Source organism: Buttiauxella selenatireducens (assembly GCF_031432975.1).
In the GTDB taxonomy this organism is placed as follows: Bacteria; Pseudomonadota; Gammaproteobacteria; order Enterobacterales; family Enterobacteriaceae; genus Buttiauxella; species Buttiauxella selenatireducens.
Map to the genome: position 1 here is coordinate 1,273,211 of NZ_CP133838.1, position 15,056 is coordinate 1,288,266.

12 protein-coding genes are annotated in these 15,056 nt (G+C 49.9%); 6 read left to right on the forward strand and 6 right to left on the reverse strand.

Going from position 1 to position 15,056, the window contains the following annotated elements; all coding sequences use genetic code 11:
* Window positions 1–2: 2 nt before the first annotated feature.
* Entirely contained in the window at window positions 3–914 is a 912-nt protein-coding gene (locus RHD99_RS05895) for a LysR family transcriptional regulator (RefSeq protein ID WP_309877907.1), read from the forward strand.
* 76 nt (window positions 915–990) lie between these two features.
* On the opposite strand, the gene RHD99_RS05900 is transcribed toward RHD99_RS05895, so the two are convergent.
* Complete coding sequence (locus tag RHD99_RS05900) at window positions 991–1,179, reverse strand: YfgG family protein (protein ID WP_183270179.1); 189 nt, start codon at window positions 1,177–1,179, stop codon at window positions 991–993.
* 347 nt (window positions 1,180–1,526) lie between these two features.
* On the opposite strand from RHD99_RS05900, the gene RHD99_RS05905 reads away from it, so the two are divergent.
* Entirely contained in the window at window positions 1,527–3,764 is a 2,238-nt protein-coding gene (locus RHD99_RS05905) for a sensor domain-containing phosphodiesterase (protein ID WP_309877910.1), read from the forward strand.
* Window positions 3,765–3,804: 40 nt separating this feature from the next.
* Here the strand turns inward: RHD99_RS05905 and ppx are convergent, their stop codons facing one another.
* Window positions 3,805–5,346 (reverse strand): exopolyphosphatase, encoded by a 1,542-nt coding sequence (ppx, locus tag RHD99_RS05910; protein ID WP_309877911.1) that lies wholly within the window; start codon window positions 5,344–5,346, stop codon window positions 3,805–3,807.
* A 3-nt stretch (window positions 5,347–5,349) separates the two neighbouring features.
* Window positions 5,350–7,410, reverse strand: a complete 2,061-nt coding sequence (gene ppk1 / locus RHD99_RS05915) for a polyphosphate kinase 1 (RefSeq protein WP_309877912.1) — start codon at window positions 7,408–7,410, stop codon at window positions 5,350–5,352.
* A gap of 190 nt (window positions 7,411–7,600) precedes the next feature.
* Here ppk1 and RHD99_RS05920 point away from each other — a divergent pair, with 190 nt between their 5' ends.
* Window positions 7,601–9,262 carry a hypothetical protein gene (locus tag RHD99_RS05920; protein WP_309877913.1) on the forward strand — a complete coding sequence of 554 codons (1,662 nt, stop codon included), beginning with the start codon at window positions 7,601–7,603 and terminating at the stop codon, window positions 9,260–9,262.
* Between the two features lie 72 nt (window positions 9,263–9,334).
* On the opposite strand, the gene bglB is transcribed toward RHD99_RS05920, so the two are convergent.
* Window positions 9,335–10,441 carry a beta-galactosidase BglB gene (bglB, locus tag RHD99_RS05925; protein WP_309877914.1) on the reverse strand — a complete coding sequence of 369 codons (1,107 nt, stop codon included), beginning with the start codon at window positions 10,439–10,441 and terminating at the stop codon, window positions 9,335–9,337.
* 390 nt (window positions 10,442–10,831) lie between these two features.
* Here bglB and RHD99_RS05930 point away from each other — a divergent pair, with 390 nt between their 5' ends.
* The gene (locus tag RHD99_RS05930; protein ID WP_309877916.1) at window positions 10,832–12,187 is read left to right on the forward strand and encodes a glycoside hydrolase family 28 protein; all 1,356 of its coding nucleotides are present in this window, start codon (window positions 10,832–10,834) and stop codon (window positions 12,185–12,187) included.
* On the forward strand, window positions 12,180–12,443 hold the full coding sequence (locus RHD99_RS05935; RefSeq protein ID WP_183270172.1) for an SWEET family sugar transporter: 264 nt from the start codon (window positions 12,180–12,182) through the stop codon (window positions 12,441–12,443). Before RHD99_RS05930 ends, RHD99_RS05935 begins: the two co-directional genes overlap by 8 nt.
* 30 nt (window positions 12,444–12,473) lie before the next feature.
* Here the strand turns inward: RHD99_RS05935 and purN are convergent, their stop codons facing one another.
* Together purN and purM are read right to left on the reverse strand one after the other, a co-directional pair.
* Complete coding sequence (purN, locus tag RHD99_RS05940) at window positions 12,474–13,115, reverse strand: phosphoribosylglycinamide formyltransferase (protein WP_309877917.1); 642 nt, start codon at window positions 13,113–13,115, stop codon at window positions 12,474–12,476.
* Entirely contained in the window at window positions 13,115–14,152 is a 1,038-nt protein-coding gene (gene purM, locus RHD99_RS05945) for a phosphoribosylformylglycinamidine cyclo-ligase (protein WP_183270170.1), read from the reverse strand. Before purM ends, purN begins: the two co-directional genes overlap by 1 nt.
* Before the next feature lie 225 nt (window positions 14,153–14,377).
* Here purM and upp point away from each other — a divergent pair, with 225 nt between their 5' ends.
* Window positions 14,378–15,004, forward strand: coding sequence for a uracil phosphoribosyltransferase (upp, locus tag RHD99_RS05950; protein WP_183270169.1), 627 nt, complete (start codon window positions 14,378–14,380; stop codon window positions 15,002–15,004).
* Window positions 15,005–15,056: the final 52 nt, after the last annotated feature.

The following is a 15,056-nucleotide window of genomic DNA, read 5'->3' on the forward strand; positions in this document are numbered from 1 at the left end:
TAATGGGTAAGCTCGAAGATATGGCATTGCTGGTGGCGGTGGCTGAAGCGGGGGGATTAGCGGCCGCAGGCCGACGGATGAACTTATCGCCCGCGACCATGACTGCGCGGCTGAAGGCATTGGAAGAACGTTATCAAACGCGCTTTTTTAATCGTTCCACCCGAGCGATTGCGTTAACCCGGGCCGGGGAGGGGTTTTACTACGCCGCGCTTCGCGTGTTAGAGGAAATGGAGCAGGCGGAATCAACGCTGATGCAAAAAGAGGGCGTATTAAGCGGCACTCTTCGCATTGCTGCCCCTTCCGATTTTGGGCGACAGTATCTCTCACCGGCGTTACTCGATTTTTCCCGCCAGCATCCGGAAGTAAAAAGCTCGCTATACCTTAGCGAAGATGTGGTGGATTTGATTTCCTTACGACTGGATATGAGCATCCGCTTTGGTAATTTGCCGGACAGCAATCTGGTGACGAAAGTCATCAGGCAAAACTATCGGGTTTTGGTAGCGTCACCTGCTTACCTTGCTGCCCATGGCGAGCCGCACTCCGTGGATGATCTGGCTTCGCATCGTTGCCTGATAATGGAACGAAGGGGAACGTTGATGAATGAGTGGCGCTTTGAGTGTGATGGGGAAAAGCGAAGCGTGCGCGTGATGCCAGCAATGGTATGTGATGATGGCGCGTTGTTGCGGCAATGGGTTTTGTCCGGTGCGGGAATAGCCAGCAAATCCTGGTGGGACGTCAAACGTGATGTGGAACAGGGGCGGCTAAAAGTGCTGCTGGCAGACAGTTTTATTGGTTTTAGTCGCCATGACAAAAAACAGGTGGGGTTACAGTTTGTTTATCCGCAGCGCCGTTTTCAGCCGCTACAGGTTTCCATGTTCAGCGAGTTTTTCATCAGTTGGTTGGAAAATGAGTAACAGGTTTCTGAAATTCAGGCGTGAAAAATCTCACCGTCTGGAAGGCAGTGTTATTAATTTTAATTAAAAGAAGGCTTTACCGGTTGGTGTTATCCACTGACAGACTGCTTTGCTGTGCTTCAACTTTGTCCTGATGATGGTACCAGGCACCGATGGCAGAGTAGACAAAACGGCCAAAAAGGAAGAGAAAACTGATGAGCAGAATAATGCGGGTCATACGATTGTTAAACTTATGTCGTCTTCGCATACTCGTAACCTGTGTCACGCAAATGATCCTTGATGTTTACCCGTCAACCGCGGGCGACGGTGGTATTTATACACAGTGGTGCCCGAAGGTCAATTCCAGGACATCTCAGAGTGACTCACGGAAACATTCACCCTTGTTATATAAACATTTCTTAATTTTAGTTGATTAATATATACCCAGTATTTATTTTAATTTCTTTACTAAAGAAATTAAAACTCTGGCAAAAATTGATTAAGATCATCTTAGTAAGCTCCTCCCTAACTAAAATCGGCACTCTACCCCATAGCAATATGGTTTTATCGGCCAGGCTGGATTCCTGTTCGAATTTTACCCACGCTGGATGACAGGGTTTTTGGCGATAACGAATGTATCTGGCAAGCTGGTATAAGAAATCTAAGGACAAATGGTGGGCGCTTCCTTTGGTGCTCCCGAGTATTTTACTTCCCATAGCGATGTGGTGTAACGCCCAAACCGTTATGGATGGCGGGCGAGTATTCCTGGTCTATATGCCACTGGGTTTGATGACCGCACTGATGTTGGTTTTCGCATGGTCAGCCCTGCCGGGAATTATTCTTGCACTACTCATCTACTTTATCCCGTTGCGTGGTGAGTTCGCCCCGTTAATGGCGGTGATTCATTTCTTAATTCCCATCACGATAAGCTGGGGCGGCTATCATATTTTTGTTCCCAGGCGTAGTTCGATCATGTTTGGTGCCATTACCCTTACGGCACAACGCATGGTTTGGTTGGTATTAGTCAACTCTTTGATATTTGTGGCCATCTATCAACTGGGGATTTTCTTTGGCTGGTACACTGATGCGGGCAGTAGTAGCGTAGAAAGCCTGCTTCATGCACGGACGTTAATCAATTTTCAGGCGGTCCTGATTGGCTGTTTAACTGGGATGCCATTCTTCTATACCGTCATTCGAATGTGCCGTAACCCGCGTTTTGCTTTCTCGTTTGTTTCGCGGATGAAAGCTCAAATGCAGACTGGCGTGACGAAAACTGAGATGGCACTTTGGGCCGCACTGGTCGTCCTGTTGATTAGCCTGCTGCTGGTACCCAATAATGGTGCCAGCACTATTTTCACCACTGATTACACCCTTACGTTAATCCTGCCGCTGATGTTGTGGGGTGCGATGCGTTTTGGGTTCCTGTTTATCACAACAAGTTGGACCATTATTTTAATCATCCTGTGCAGCGGCTTTTATAACTATTTGCCGCCTTACATGGGTTTCCAACTCCATCTGGCGATCGCTTCATCTTGCTACGCCGTTTTCTCTATGACCATTTATCTCATGGCGGTTGTCACGACTCGCCAGCGCTTTTTGCACAGAAAAGCGCGCCGAGTGGCCTTTATTGACCCCATCGTACAAATGGCGAATCTGCGGGCGCTTAACCGTGATTTATCCCGTCATCCATGGTCAGCATTAGCATTTTTGCGGGTACCTGAACTTGAGCTTTTAGGGCGTAACTACGGGGTGCAACTTCGTATCCAATATAAGCAGCAGCTCAATGATTATCTGCAACCCTTTTTGGCCGATAACGAAGATGTTTATCACCTGTCAGGCCATGAATTGGCCGTGCGCATGAATTATGACTCGTATCATGAGCGCATTGAGTCTCTTGACCAGCATGTGAAACAGTTCCGCTTTATGTGGGACGGGATGGCGATGCAGCCACAAGTGGGTATCAGTTATTGCCACGTTCGCCAGCCTGTGACACACATTTACTACCTGCTAGGCGAACTCAGCACCATGGCTGATTTGTCGCTTTCAACCTCAAAACCCGAAAGCTTGCAGCAGCAGGGGTCAAACCACGTGCAGAACGCGGTGAGAAATAAAGTGGCGATGATGAACCGCTTGCAGGCAGCGATTGATACCGGGAATTTCGTCTTGATGGTGCAGCGAATCGAAGGGGTTCGCGGTGATACGTATCATGAAATTTTGCTGCGTATGAAGGGCGATAACGAAGGCGATAATCTGTTTATGCCTGACGCATTTTTGTCAGTCGCACACGAATTTGGCTTATCTTCTAAAATCGACAAATGGGTATTAGAAGCCACATTAACATTCATGGATAACCATCGGGAACAGCTTCCCGGTAGCCGCTTTTCGATTAACTTAACACCGGCGTCAGTGGGGCGTTTACAGTTTGCAGGCGAAGTGAAACGCTTGTTGAAATGCTACAACATAGAACCCTGGCAACTTATTTTTGAAATTACTGAAAGCAACGCATTAACCAATATAGAGCAAGTTAATGCGACGCTGACCGCATTACAAAATATGGGATGTCGGGTTGCGATTGACGATTTTGGCACGGGCTATGCCAGTTACGCGCGCCTGAAAGATATCAGCGCGGACATCCTCAAAATCGACGGCAGCTTTATTCGCAATATGCTGACCAGTAGCCTGGATTATCAGATTGTGGATTCTATCTGTCAGTTGGCACGGATAAAAAAGATGCAGCTGGTGGCGGAGTATGTTGAAAGTGAACAGATCAAAGCAGCCGTGCAAAGCCTGGGAATCGATTATATTCAGGGCTATTTGATTGGGCATCCGCGACCGCTTGAATCACTTCTTACGCAGAAAGTTGAGACATAGAAAAGACAAACGCCCCGCAGGGCGTTTGTTGTTTTTACAGTCAGGCCGCCACGTTCGGGCTGGCTTCCTCTTCAATAGATAGCCGCCATCCTGAAGTATTTTCCCAGTATTGCTGTTCACGTTCCAAATCCAGCAGCACCAGCGTGTTCTGACTAAACCAGTCGTATGGGAAACGCAGCGTCCAGTGGTTTTCATCTGTTTCCAGCACCAGCGTCGGCGGCGTGGTGGTTGCCTGTCGCTGGTTATTCAGCAAGACGCCCAGGCGCAGGATCTGAATTAAGGGCAAGAACTGCTTTTTCTTAAACAGGGTAAAACGTGGCAGATCGTCAATCTTTATCGCTTTGCGGTGATAGCGCACCAGAGAAGCAATCAACATCTGCTGTTCCTGATTAAAGCCCGGCAGGTTGCTGTGTTGCAGAATATAAGCCGAGTGGCGATGTAGCCCACTGTGATTAATATTCAGCCCCACTTCGTGCAGCATCGCCGACCATTTCAGCAGCGCGGCCATCTGCGGATTGGCCTGTTTCGGGTTTTGAATCTCCCATTGCTGATAAATATGCTCAGTGGTGGTCAATACACGTTTAGCCTGATCGCTGTCGATATGGTACTGGTCAGCGAGACTTTGCGCGGTGCGAATACGAATATCCTGATGGCGGAAACGACCTTCCATTTCATACAGCACGCCTTCGCGTAATGCTCCATCTGACAGGCGCAGTTCGCGAATCGCCAGAGAGTCAAACACACCGCAGAGAATGGCGAGGCCAGGCACAAATACGGCTTTACGCTCTTCGGATAAACCCGGCAGGCTCATTGAATTGAAATTTTTAAATTTCAGAACTTCATCGCGCAGTTTTTCCAGGCGCTCAGGTGTAATAATCCCATCTTTATCGCCCATATTGACCAGCACTTCATGCGCGGCTTTGATGGTACCAGACGCGCCCATCGCCACATTCCAGCCTTGCAAACGATACTGCCAGGAAAGATTCTCCAGCTTTTGCACTGCAGCAAGGCGCGCGCGTTTGAAATTTTCTGGCGTGATAATCCCTTGAGGGAAAAAGTTTTGCGCGAAGCTCACACAGCCCATGCGGCGGCTTTCAACCAGCATCGGTTCGAAATCTTCGCCAATCACGAGCTCGGTTGATCCGCCACCAATATCAATAACCAGCTTGCGGCCTTTTTCAGGTTGAGTATGTTCCACCCCCATGAAAATCAGGCGCGCTTCTTCGTTGCCGGAAATGATTTCGATCGGATAGGGGATTACGCGCTCGGCACGTTTAAGGAACTCTTCGGCGTTTACCGCCTGGCGCAAACTGTGCGTCCCGACGATACAAACATTGTCCGCAGAAAACCCCTGAAGGCGCTCAGCAAATAACGCCAGGCATGACAGCCCACGTTCCATCGCTTCTTCGCTTAACTCGTTATCAGCATTCAGACCATCAGCCAGATGGACACGTTGTTTCAGGCGTCCGATGATTTGCATCGCGCCGTCAACCACACGGGCAATCACCATATGGAAGCTGTTTGAGCCGAGATCGACCGCAGCGAACTCCTGCGGGCGGGGAGCATGTTTTTTTATCGGCATAGGTTATTCAGGTTGTTCCAGAGATTTAATGTAATCGTAAATCGCCAGTTGGGAGCGTACCTTGCGGCGGTTACCGCGTGGAACATAGCGATTACTGAGTTCTTTGTCGATATAGCGCGCTTTCACGGTATCGCTGAACAGTATCTCAATAATATCCAGCACCCGCTGTTTCAGGCGCGGATCGAGAATAGCGACAGCCACTTCGATGCGGTAATCAATGTTTCGTGTCATCCAGTCAGCGGAGGAGAGATAGACTTTCTTATCGCCGCCGTTTTCAAAGATATACACGCGATCGTGTTCCAGATAGCGGTCAACGATGCTGATCACACGGATGTTATCGCTGATGCCATCCAGATTAGGGATAAGCGAACACATGCCGCGCACCAGTAAATTAACTTTCACCCCTGAGCTTGAAGCCGCATACAGGCGATCGACCAGCCCTTTATCGACCAGGTTATTCAGTTTCAGAGTAATGCCAGACGGTTCGCCGTTTTGCGCATTCGCAATCTCTTTGTCGACCAAATCATAAAGCAGACGACGCGAGTTTTGTGGTGAAACCATCAGATGCTCAAACGTGACCGGGCGATACGGATTTTCGATAAAGTTAAATACCCGACGCACTTCATTGGTGATGCGCGCATCCGCGGTGAGCAGCGAATAATCGGTATAAAGACGCGCGGTTTTCTCGTTAAAGTTACCGGTGCCAATGTGAGCGTAACGCACCACTTCGTCACCTTCTTTACGGGAAACCAGGAAGAGTTTGGCGTGAATTTTAAGGCCTGGCGCGGAGAAAATAACGTGTACGCCCGCTTCAGTCAGGCGCTTCGCCCAGTGAATATTCGCTTCTTCATCAAAACGTGCCTGCAACTCAACCACAACGGTGACTTTCTTCCCGTTATGCGCGGCATGAATCATCGATTCGATAATGCGCGAGTCTTTCGCCACGCGATAAATATTGATTTTAATCGCCAGCACACTTGGGTCGAATGACGCCTGGCGTAGCAATTCCAGCACGTGCTCAAAGGTGTGGTACGGATAGTAAAGCAGCACGTCACGGTTACGGATTGCATCAAAGCCGTTGCGGAATTTATCGAACCAAATATGGCGCAGGCGCGGCAACGGTTTATTGACCAGATTGGCTTTGCCAACATTTGGGAAGCTAATGAAATCTTTGAAGTTATGGTAACGGCCGCCAGGCACGATGGAATCGTAGTTAGTGATCGTCAGCTTATTACGCAGCATTTCGACCATCGCATCGGGCATATCTCGTTGATAAACAAAACGCACCGGCTCCGCGGTTAAACGCTGTTTGAGGCTCGAAGACATCAATTCCAGCAGACTGGATTCCATTTCGGTCACCAGGTCGTACTCTGCGTCGCGCGTCATTTTCATCGAATAGGCGTTCAGTGCGTCGTAATCGAAGAAGCCTTTGAAAATGTCGTCCAGGCAATAGCGCAAAATGTTATCCAGCAGGATCATCGGCTTGCGGCGGCGCGGCGCTTCAGGCGGCAAATTCACAAAGCGCGGCACTTTATCGGACGGGATTTCCAGCAGCGCGTAACGAATATCGCTGCCCTGAATAATTTCTACCGCCAGATAGGTGTAATCATCTTTGAGGAACTGCACCAAATCGGTGTCGTGGTTAATCAAAATAGGTGTGATGTGCTGGCGCAGATAATGTTTGAAATAGTGGCGTAGCCAGTTTTGCTGATTGGGGGAAAGCTGGCGTTCGTTGATCAAGAAGATCTGATTACGCGCCATTTCCAACAGCAGATCGTTATACAACCCATCAAATTCTTGATCAGCTTTCAGAACACGCGCCTGAATTTTATTGAGTAAATGGCGCGAATTGGGAGCCGTACCTTGTTCTTCACTGATCAGGATCCGCCGTTTAAGTTCAGCGAATCGGACCTTGTAAAATTCATCAAGGTTATTCGAATAGATGCCGAGAAAACGCATTCTCTCGATCAGCGGATTAATTTTGTCCGCAGCTTCCTGGAGCACACGTTCGTTAAAAGACAACCAGCTCAGTTCTTTTTCGATATACAGCTTATCCTGACCCATTAGCCCTCACTTGCGTTTTCGTGGACGTAAAAATGCCGTCACGTCTGACATTATGGCGAGCTTTAACGTGGAATGTCCAACAATGGCCGTAAACCAACTTCTTTCTCGCTTTCAGCACTGTGAGACGCAAGACAGTAGCGCCGCCATTTTTTAATTAAAATGGTGTTTTATAAAGTGGTAGGGGCTGGGGATGTGGGAAACACGGGCGCTTGAACTGAACAACCAGGAGCTATGGAACTGGCATCAAGCCTGCCAGTTTGTTGATTATGCCTGTGCGCATAACTTTAATACTGTGGTGATTGGGCAAACCGATTTACTGGGCAAGCTTGTTACCCCGGCGGGCTACACTCCTGCGCAACACAATGACCGTATATCCGTGCATCAGCGTGGCTGCTGCGTTTACCTGAATCGCTTAGCGCAGTACTGCAAGGCACGTGGCTTGCGCTTCTATCTTCAGGCTAAAGAGATTGGATTTCCGGCTGATTTACTCCTGCAACAACCCCAGTTGTTCGATGGCCACGGCGGCTTGCGTTTTGATGCTGATTTCTGGAGCCAGTATCTGGCAGATAAACTGGCGCTGGTCTGTAAGCAGATTCCCGCGATAGATGGCTTGCTCCTGGCGATTTCAAATACTGACAGTCTGGTGCCAATCGCGGCGCCAGACTGGAAAGCGAACGTGGCGCAGCAAAAAAAATCGGCCAGTACGGCACTTTACCGTTGTTGTTTTAATGCCGCCGCCCAGGTCATGAAACGCCACCACAAACAACTAGTATTGCGTCTTTTCCCCGCCAGTATCGACGGAGTTGAGCCGGTTCTCGACGCTATCGCTGGTTTGCCCGCCGATGTGGCGGTCTCGATAAAACTCACACCGGAACGCTTCTGGCCCGAATTCCCTAATAACCCGGCATTGCTGGCAGTATCAGACCGAGAAGTCTGGGTGGAAGTGGACGCTGCCGGGGAAGAAGTGTGTTGGGGAAACCTGCCGTTTATCCGTGCGGATGAAATTCAGGGACGATTACTGTGGTGCCAGGCCAGCAACCCGGCTATCAAAGGGGTGTTGTGCAAAGCAAGCTGGGAAGGTATCGATAATCACAGTGTGATTGGAACCTTAAGTGAGTTTAACCTCTTTTGTTGTGCAAGGTTTCTCAAGTCAGACGCCCTGTCAGAAAGTACATCGCAACTGCTGAAGCGTTGGCTAATGGAGTGCTGGCAATGGCAAGCGGATGAACAGCAGCTTCAGATTCTGAAGGTGTTGTTTGAACAGGCGCATCAGGTGATTTACAGCGCCATTTACGCTCGTCACCATGTTTTTCATCGCCATAGTCTGTTACCTGAAAGCTACGGTCAGGTGGTCTGGAGTTTGTATGGCCAGCTTAACCGCAACCACTGGTTGCCCGGCTCAGCAGATGACATCGTCTTTGACAATCAGGATGCCGCAGGGGCATCCCGGAAACTCTCCTTGATCGCGGCAGAGAAAGATATAGCGTGGCAAGGGGCGGAAAATGTACAGCGTCAGGCATTCGAGTTTGCGCAAAATGCCGACTTCCCTCCGGCATTAGCTCAGCGCTGGCAGACTGAATGGCAAGGGCTGTTTTTATATTGCCGGGCGTTTATTCATGCCCAAAAAGCCTTTTTTACGCTGCACTATGCTCGCGAAGTTGAGAATAACTGGAGCCTGCGTGAAGTGTGCCAGGCCAATATTCAGGCACTCTATGGAACGGCTCATGAAATGGAGGATTTTTGCGGCAAATGGAGTGATATCCCTCCTGCCATGCATGTCATGTTTGATGCCGGAAGAGCCAGAGCGCTTGCCGGGAGTTTAAGCAAAGAGTTAGCGAAACTGACAGGCTAGTGGGGAAAAAAGCGGATAAAAAAGGTGGATACAGCAAAAGCTTTATCCACCTGATAGCTAAACAATTAATGGCTAGATGTGTAAACGCAGTGACTCAACCAGGCAGAGGATCGCCATCGCTTGACCATAAGGCATTGAGGTCAGAGGAATGTTTCGATAGTGGTCCAGGTCGTGCCCCATCGCCGTACCAAACGAAACTTGCGTCAGTTCCCCTTGTGGCGTGATGTGGTTGATTACACCCTCGGTTGCACGTAGTGCCACTGGAAGCCAATGGCTCTCAAGGTAGCCCAGACGAACGGCCTTGAAGATGCCAGCCGCGAACCCGGCACTGGCAGAGGCTTCAACATAGCTTTCTGGATCGTTAAGCAGGGTTGGCCACAAACCATTTTCCGCCTGGCATTCGGCAAGTGCTGCAACCTGATTGCGTAACACATTGCACAGTTGGCGATAAAGCGCGTCCTGCGGCGGTAAATCTAACAGCTCCAAAAACTCAGGGATGGCGAGTGTTATCCAACTATTCCCACGAGCCCATAGCGCCCCAGCAAAATGGTGTCGTCCATCAAAGTTCCAGCCGTGATACCACAGCCCCGTTTTAGGTTCAGCCAGGTACTGAATATGCTGAGTAAACTGATATTTCGCTTCTTCAATCCACTCTGGTTTGTTGAGTAATTTACCGATGCGAGCAAGTGGAAGCACTGCCATCATCAGCGTGTCGTCCCAGATTTGCTGGTGATGGTCATTTTCATAAGTGACATGCTGGAAACAGCCTTCATCGGTACGCGGCAGTTGATGCTGGAGCCAGCGCCCCCAGGTTTCCAGGTAGGGGAGCCATTGTGGATTTGGCTGATCTTCATAGCATAATGCCAGCGTCAGGAACGGGCAGGCGGTATTGACGTTCTTAATTGGCGTGCCTTCGGCAAAACGATCGCTAAACCAGAGGTCGATAATCTCTTTGGCGCGCTCAGAGCCACTTACCTGATAGTAGCGATATAAACCAAACAGACCGATTCCGTGTGTCCATTCCCAGCCAGCCCACCCTTTGGTATCAACAATCCGGCCATCACTGAGGCGTTGTAAAAAGCGTCCATCAGCGTCTTTGATGTCGACCAGTCCACCAATCAGGCTATCAATGAGCTCGGTAGTGTGTTCACGGGTGGGTGATAGCGGTGTATTTGTCATGGTCTGTTCCTTAAACAGAAGTTGAGGCTGGAGTCCGATAAAAAAGGAGTTCGGCATTTACGTTACGAAGTGTGGGCAACATTCTCCACGACCCCTGCAGGGGTTTTATCTGGTAATGCGAAGGAGGCGAGGAAATACCGAACAAATGTTCACTGTTCCACGCAGTTGGGGTGACATAGAGGCGTAGAGGGGCAATAAAGTGTGACTTACGTCACTAATGGAAAAGCACCCCTCAAACCTACTGTGAAGCAGATCACCTTTTTATCCTGCGCAAAACGTATTTTGCGAGCGAGACTGCATTTCTGCCCGTCAGGCAGGTTTAACCCGTAGAGCGCAGAAATGGGGCGTGGTGAGATATCAGGATCTTTTACATTGAGTGATGAGAGAACCATGAAACTGACTCTGACCCCACAATGGGCGAGTAATGACGATAAAAATCAAGATACGCTCCGCTTCCAACAGGCGCTGGATACACTGGCACAGCAGGGTGGGGGGACGCTGGAAGTTGAGAGTGGCTGCTACAAACTGGGCGGGTTAACACTGCATTCGAATACCACACTTTATTTGCAGGCAGGCGCGGAATTGGTGGTTAGCGATGATTATCGTCATTTCCAGCAGGCCACGACGCAAAGTACAGCAGAGTGTTCCAACTGGGCTTTTCTGTACGCAATGGGCGCGCACAATATTACGGTGTGTGGCGCCGGAAAAATTAACGGCAATGCGGAGGGGTGGTTTGCACCTCATGTTGATGAAATGGGGTATCGGCAGCCTGCCAAACACCGTCCACGCATGATTGTTTTCGAAGATTGCACTAAAGTCCAACTGCAAGATTTTACCATTGAGAATGCCCCGATGTGGACCATTCACCTCGTCGCGTGCCAGCAGGTGAAAGTAATTGGTATTACCGTGGATAACGACCTGTCGATGGCGAATACGGATGCGCTGGACATCGATAGCTGTCAGCAGGTGCATATCAGCAACAGCCACTTCAGTGCAGCCGATGACACCATTTGCCTCAAGACCAGTCGTAAACCCGCGCCGTTGCAACGTGCAACACGGCAGGTTGTCGTGAGTAATTGCACGCTTCGCTCTAAAAGCTGCGCGTTGAAAATTGGTACAGAAACATGGGAAGACATCGAAGATATTTGCGTAACCAACTGCGTCATCTATGAGTCAAACCGGGCGATAGGGCTTGTTTCCCGGGATGGCGGACGTTTGCGTCGCATGATTTTCAGCAACATTACTTTTAGCTGCGAGATGGCTCATGCTTGTCACTGGGGTAAAGCCGATCCTGTTTATCTTTCAGTGCGCGCCCGTGACCCGGAAATCCATCCAGGTGAAATCGAATTTATTCAGTTTCGCGGTCTTTCAGGAGTGAGTGATGGGGCCATTAATATGCACAGCGAGTTACCAGGACAAGTAAGACATATCGTTCTTGAGGGCCTGCAACTCACGCAAAGGGTCAGCTCCTCACCTGAACAAGGTTTGTATGACATTCGCCCACCTTGTAATCCGTTATCACCAACCGGAATGGGGCTGGACAACGCCTGGTGCCTGAATCCGCAAACGCAACGAGCTTTCGGCGTGGAAGCGTATCCTGGCGGTTTGCCTGGTCTGTATGCCAACGGCGTTGAAGATTTGGCGCTGCGGAATGTAGAAATTTATCGTCCACAACCGTTGCCAGCAGGCTGGAATGAGCGGGAGTGCGTGTTAATCAATTGCGATGGAGTCAAACAAGATGATTGATTTAGCCTGGCTTGGGCCTGTTGCCGCGTGCTGCACTACGGGGTCATTTGCGCTACAGGTGCTGCATATCCTGAAGAATCGCGATACTAAAGCCATATCCCTGAGCATGTATCTGGTGTTTGTTTTCGGCGTGCTCTGTTGGTTGCTATATGGAATGAGTAACGGGGATGTTCCCCTGATGATAGCAAATGGGATTACGCTTGTGCTGGCGGCGACAGTGCTGCTGATGAAAGTGGTGAACGAACGAGCGCGATAAACGGTGGCGGGGAACCGCCACTGTATTGTTCTACTCTTCTGCGGCATAACCTTGAACTGGTAACGCTTTGCCATCAAGCCAGGCGCTATTATCACGCATTTCCAGACGCCCTTCGATAAACCAGGACACCACCAGCGGATAAATTGCATGCTCCTGGTGCTGCACACGAGCAGTGATGTCGTCTTCATCGTCACCGTCAAAAACCGGGACTTTGGCCTGAAGAATCACCGGCCCACCATCGAGTTCTTCGGTAACAAAATGCACCGATGTCCCGTGGACTTCATCACCGTTCTCCAGCACCTGACGATGGGTATTCAGGCCAGGATACTTAGGCAATAAAGAAGGGTGGATGTTGATCAGACGGCCAGCGTAATGCGTGACAAATTCAGGGCTAAGAATCCGCATGTAACCGGCGAGCACCACCAGATCCGGTGCGTAAGCGTCGATCTCAAGCATTAGCTCACGATCAAACGCTGCACGATCGGCGAATTGGTTGGCGGTTAACGCGTGGGCAGGGATCCCTGCCTCACGCGCACGTTCCAGACCGAAAGCATCGGTTTTATTACTGAATACAGCCGCGAGGGTGCCGTTAATCTTTTTGAGCTTACAGGCATCAATGATTGCTTGAAGGTTAGTCCCGCTGCCGGAAATTAGCACCACAATGCGTTTCATTACTCAATAACCACGCGCTCAGAGGAATCGGAGGCTTTGATACTACCGATTTTCCAGGCGTTTTCACCTTTTGCATTCAAAAACTCAATCGCTTTATCAGCTTCGGCAGCAGGTAACGCAATCAGCATACCGACCCCGCAGTTGAAGGTGCGGTACATTTCGTGACGGCTGATATTCCCGGCTTGTTGCAGCCAGTTAAATACCGCTGGCCACTGCCATGAAGATTCGGTAATGACGGCTTGAGTGTTATCAGGCAGAACGCGCGGGATGTTTTCCCAGAAACCGCCGCCGGTCAGGTGGCAGATAGCATGCACGTCAACTTCGGCAATCAACTCAAGCAATGGTTTTACGTAAATGCGCGTTGGTTCCAGCAGGTGATCGGCCAGCGGTTTGCCTTCCAGTTCGGTGGTCAGCGGGTCAGCACCGCTGACTTCCAGTACTTTACGCACCAGAGAGTAACCGTTGGAGTGCGGGCCGCTGGATGCCAGCGCAATCAGCACGTCGCCGTCGGTCACTTTAGAACCGTCAATAATTTCGGATTTCTCGACTACGCCTACGCAGAAGCCTGCCACGTCGTAATCTTCGCCGTGGTACATACCTGGCATTTCAGCGGTTTCGCCGCCGACTAATGAGCAGCCAGATTGCAGGCAACCTTCGGCGATGCCGGTGATAACGCTTGCCGCGGTGTCAACGTCAAGTTTACCCGTTGCATAGTAATCGAGGAAAAACAGTGGCTCAGCGCCCTGAACAACCAGGTCGTTTACACACATAGCGACCAGATCGATGCCGATTGTGTCGTGACGTTTTAAGTCCATAGCCAGACGCAACTTAGTACCCACACCGTCAGTGCCGGAAACCAGCACAGGCTCACGATACTTCTGAGGTAACGCACACAGCGCACCGAAACCGCCTAATCCACCCATGACTTCCGGGCGGCGGGTTTTTTTCACTACGCCTTTGATTTTATCGACCAGAGCGTTACCAGCATCAATATCAACACCGGCATCTTTATAGCTGAGAGAAGTTTTGTCGGTCACTGCTAAGTCCCCGCGTATGGGTTAGAAATAAAAAACGCCGCAATTCTAACAGTGCAGGCAAACGTTTGCGAGCCTCTTATTCAGCGGGATGTAATAATTGTTGATATATACTGATTCCAGTCTCGTTGATCCTGATCAACCCCAATACCTGTAGCACTGCCACGAAAAAGCGGTATAATCCGGCGATTTTTTTTATGGTGGCCAACTATCTCGGGGAGAAAGAGTATGAAGATCGTGGAAGTCAAACACCCACTCGTCAAACACAAGCTAGGCCTGATGCGTGAGAACGACATTAGCACCAAACGCTTTCGTGAACTCGCCTCAGAAGTTGGCAGCTTGCTAACTTACGAAGCTACGGCGGATCTGGAAACTGAAAGAGTCACTATCGAAGGCTGGAACGGCCCGGTAGAAGTTGACCAGATCAAAGGTAAGAAGATTACCGTTGTGCCAATTTTGCGTGCCGGTCTGGGGATGATGGAAGGCGTGCTGGAAAACGTTCCAAGCGCACGTATCAGCGTTGTGGGTGTTTACCGTAACGAAGAAACTCTGGAGCCCGTTCCTTATTTCCAGAAACTGGTTTCTAACATTGAAGAACGTATGGCGCTGGTGGTTGACCCAATGCTGGCAACCGGCGGTTCAATGATTGCAACTATCGACCTGCTGAAGAATGCAGGCTGTACTAGCATCAAAGTGCTGGTTCTGGTGGCTGCACCAGAAGGTATCGCAGCGCTGGAAAAAGCGCACCCGGATGTAGAACTGTTCACCGCTTCTATCGATCAGGGCTTAAACGAGCACGGATACATTATTCCGGGCCTCGGCGATGCTGGCGATAAGATTTTTGGTACGAAATAAGTGATTCACTAAAAAATAGCCGACTTTGATAGTCGGCTTTTTTTTGACTACA

Coding starts and splice junctions, on each gene's coding strand:
- RHD99_RS05895 (WP_309877907.1), top strand. CDS start 3: ATGGGTAAGCTCGAAGATATGGCATTGCTGGTGGCGGTGGCTGAAGCG.
- RHD99_RS05905 (WP_309877910.1), top strand. CDS start 1,527: ATGTATCTGGCAAGCTGGTATAAGAAATCTAAGGACAAATGGTGGGCG.
- ppx (WP_309877911.1), bottom strand. CDS start 5,346: ATGCCGATAAAAAAACATGCTCCCCGCCCGCAGGAGTTCGCTGCGGTC.
- ppk1 (WP_309877912.1), bottom strand. CDS start 7,410: ATGGGTCAGGATAAGCTGTATATCGAAAAAGAACTGAGCTGGTTGTCT.
- RHD99_RS05920 (WP_309877913.1), top strand. CDS start 7,601: ATGTGGGAAACACGGGCGCTTGAACTGAACAACCAGGAGCTATGGAAC.
- bglB (WP_309877914.1), bottom strand. CDS start 10,441: ATGACAAATACACCGCTATCACCCACCCGTGAACACACTACCGAGCTC.
- RHD99_RS05930 (WP_309877916.1), top strand. CDS start 10,832: ATGAAACTGACTCTGACCCCACAATGGGCGAGTAATGACGATAAAAAT.
- RHD99_RS05935 (WP_183270172.1), top strand. CDS start 12,180: ATGATTGATTTAGCCTGGCTTGGGCCTGTTGCCGCGTGCTGCACTACG.
- purN (WP_309877917.1), bottom strand. CDS start 13,115: ATGAAACGCATTGTGGTGCTAATTTCCGGCAGCGGGACTAACCTTCAA.
- upp (WP_183270169.1), top strand. CDS start 14,378: ATGAAGATCGTGGAAGTCAAACACCCACTCGTCAAACACAAGCTAGGC.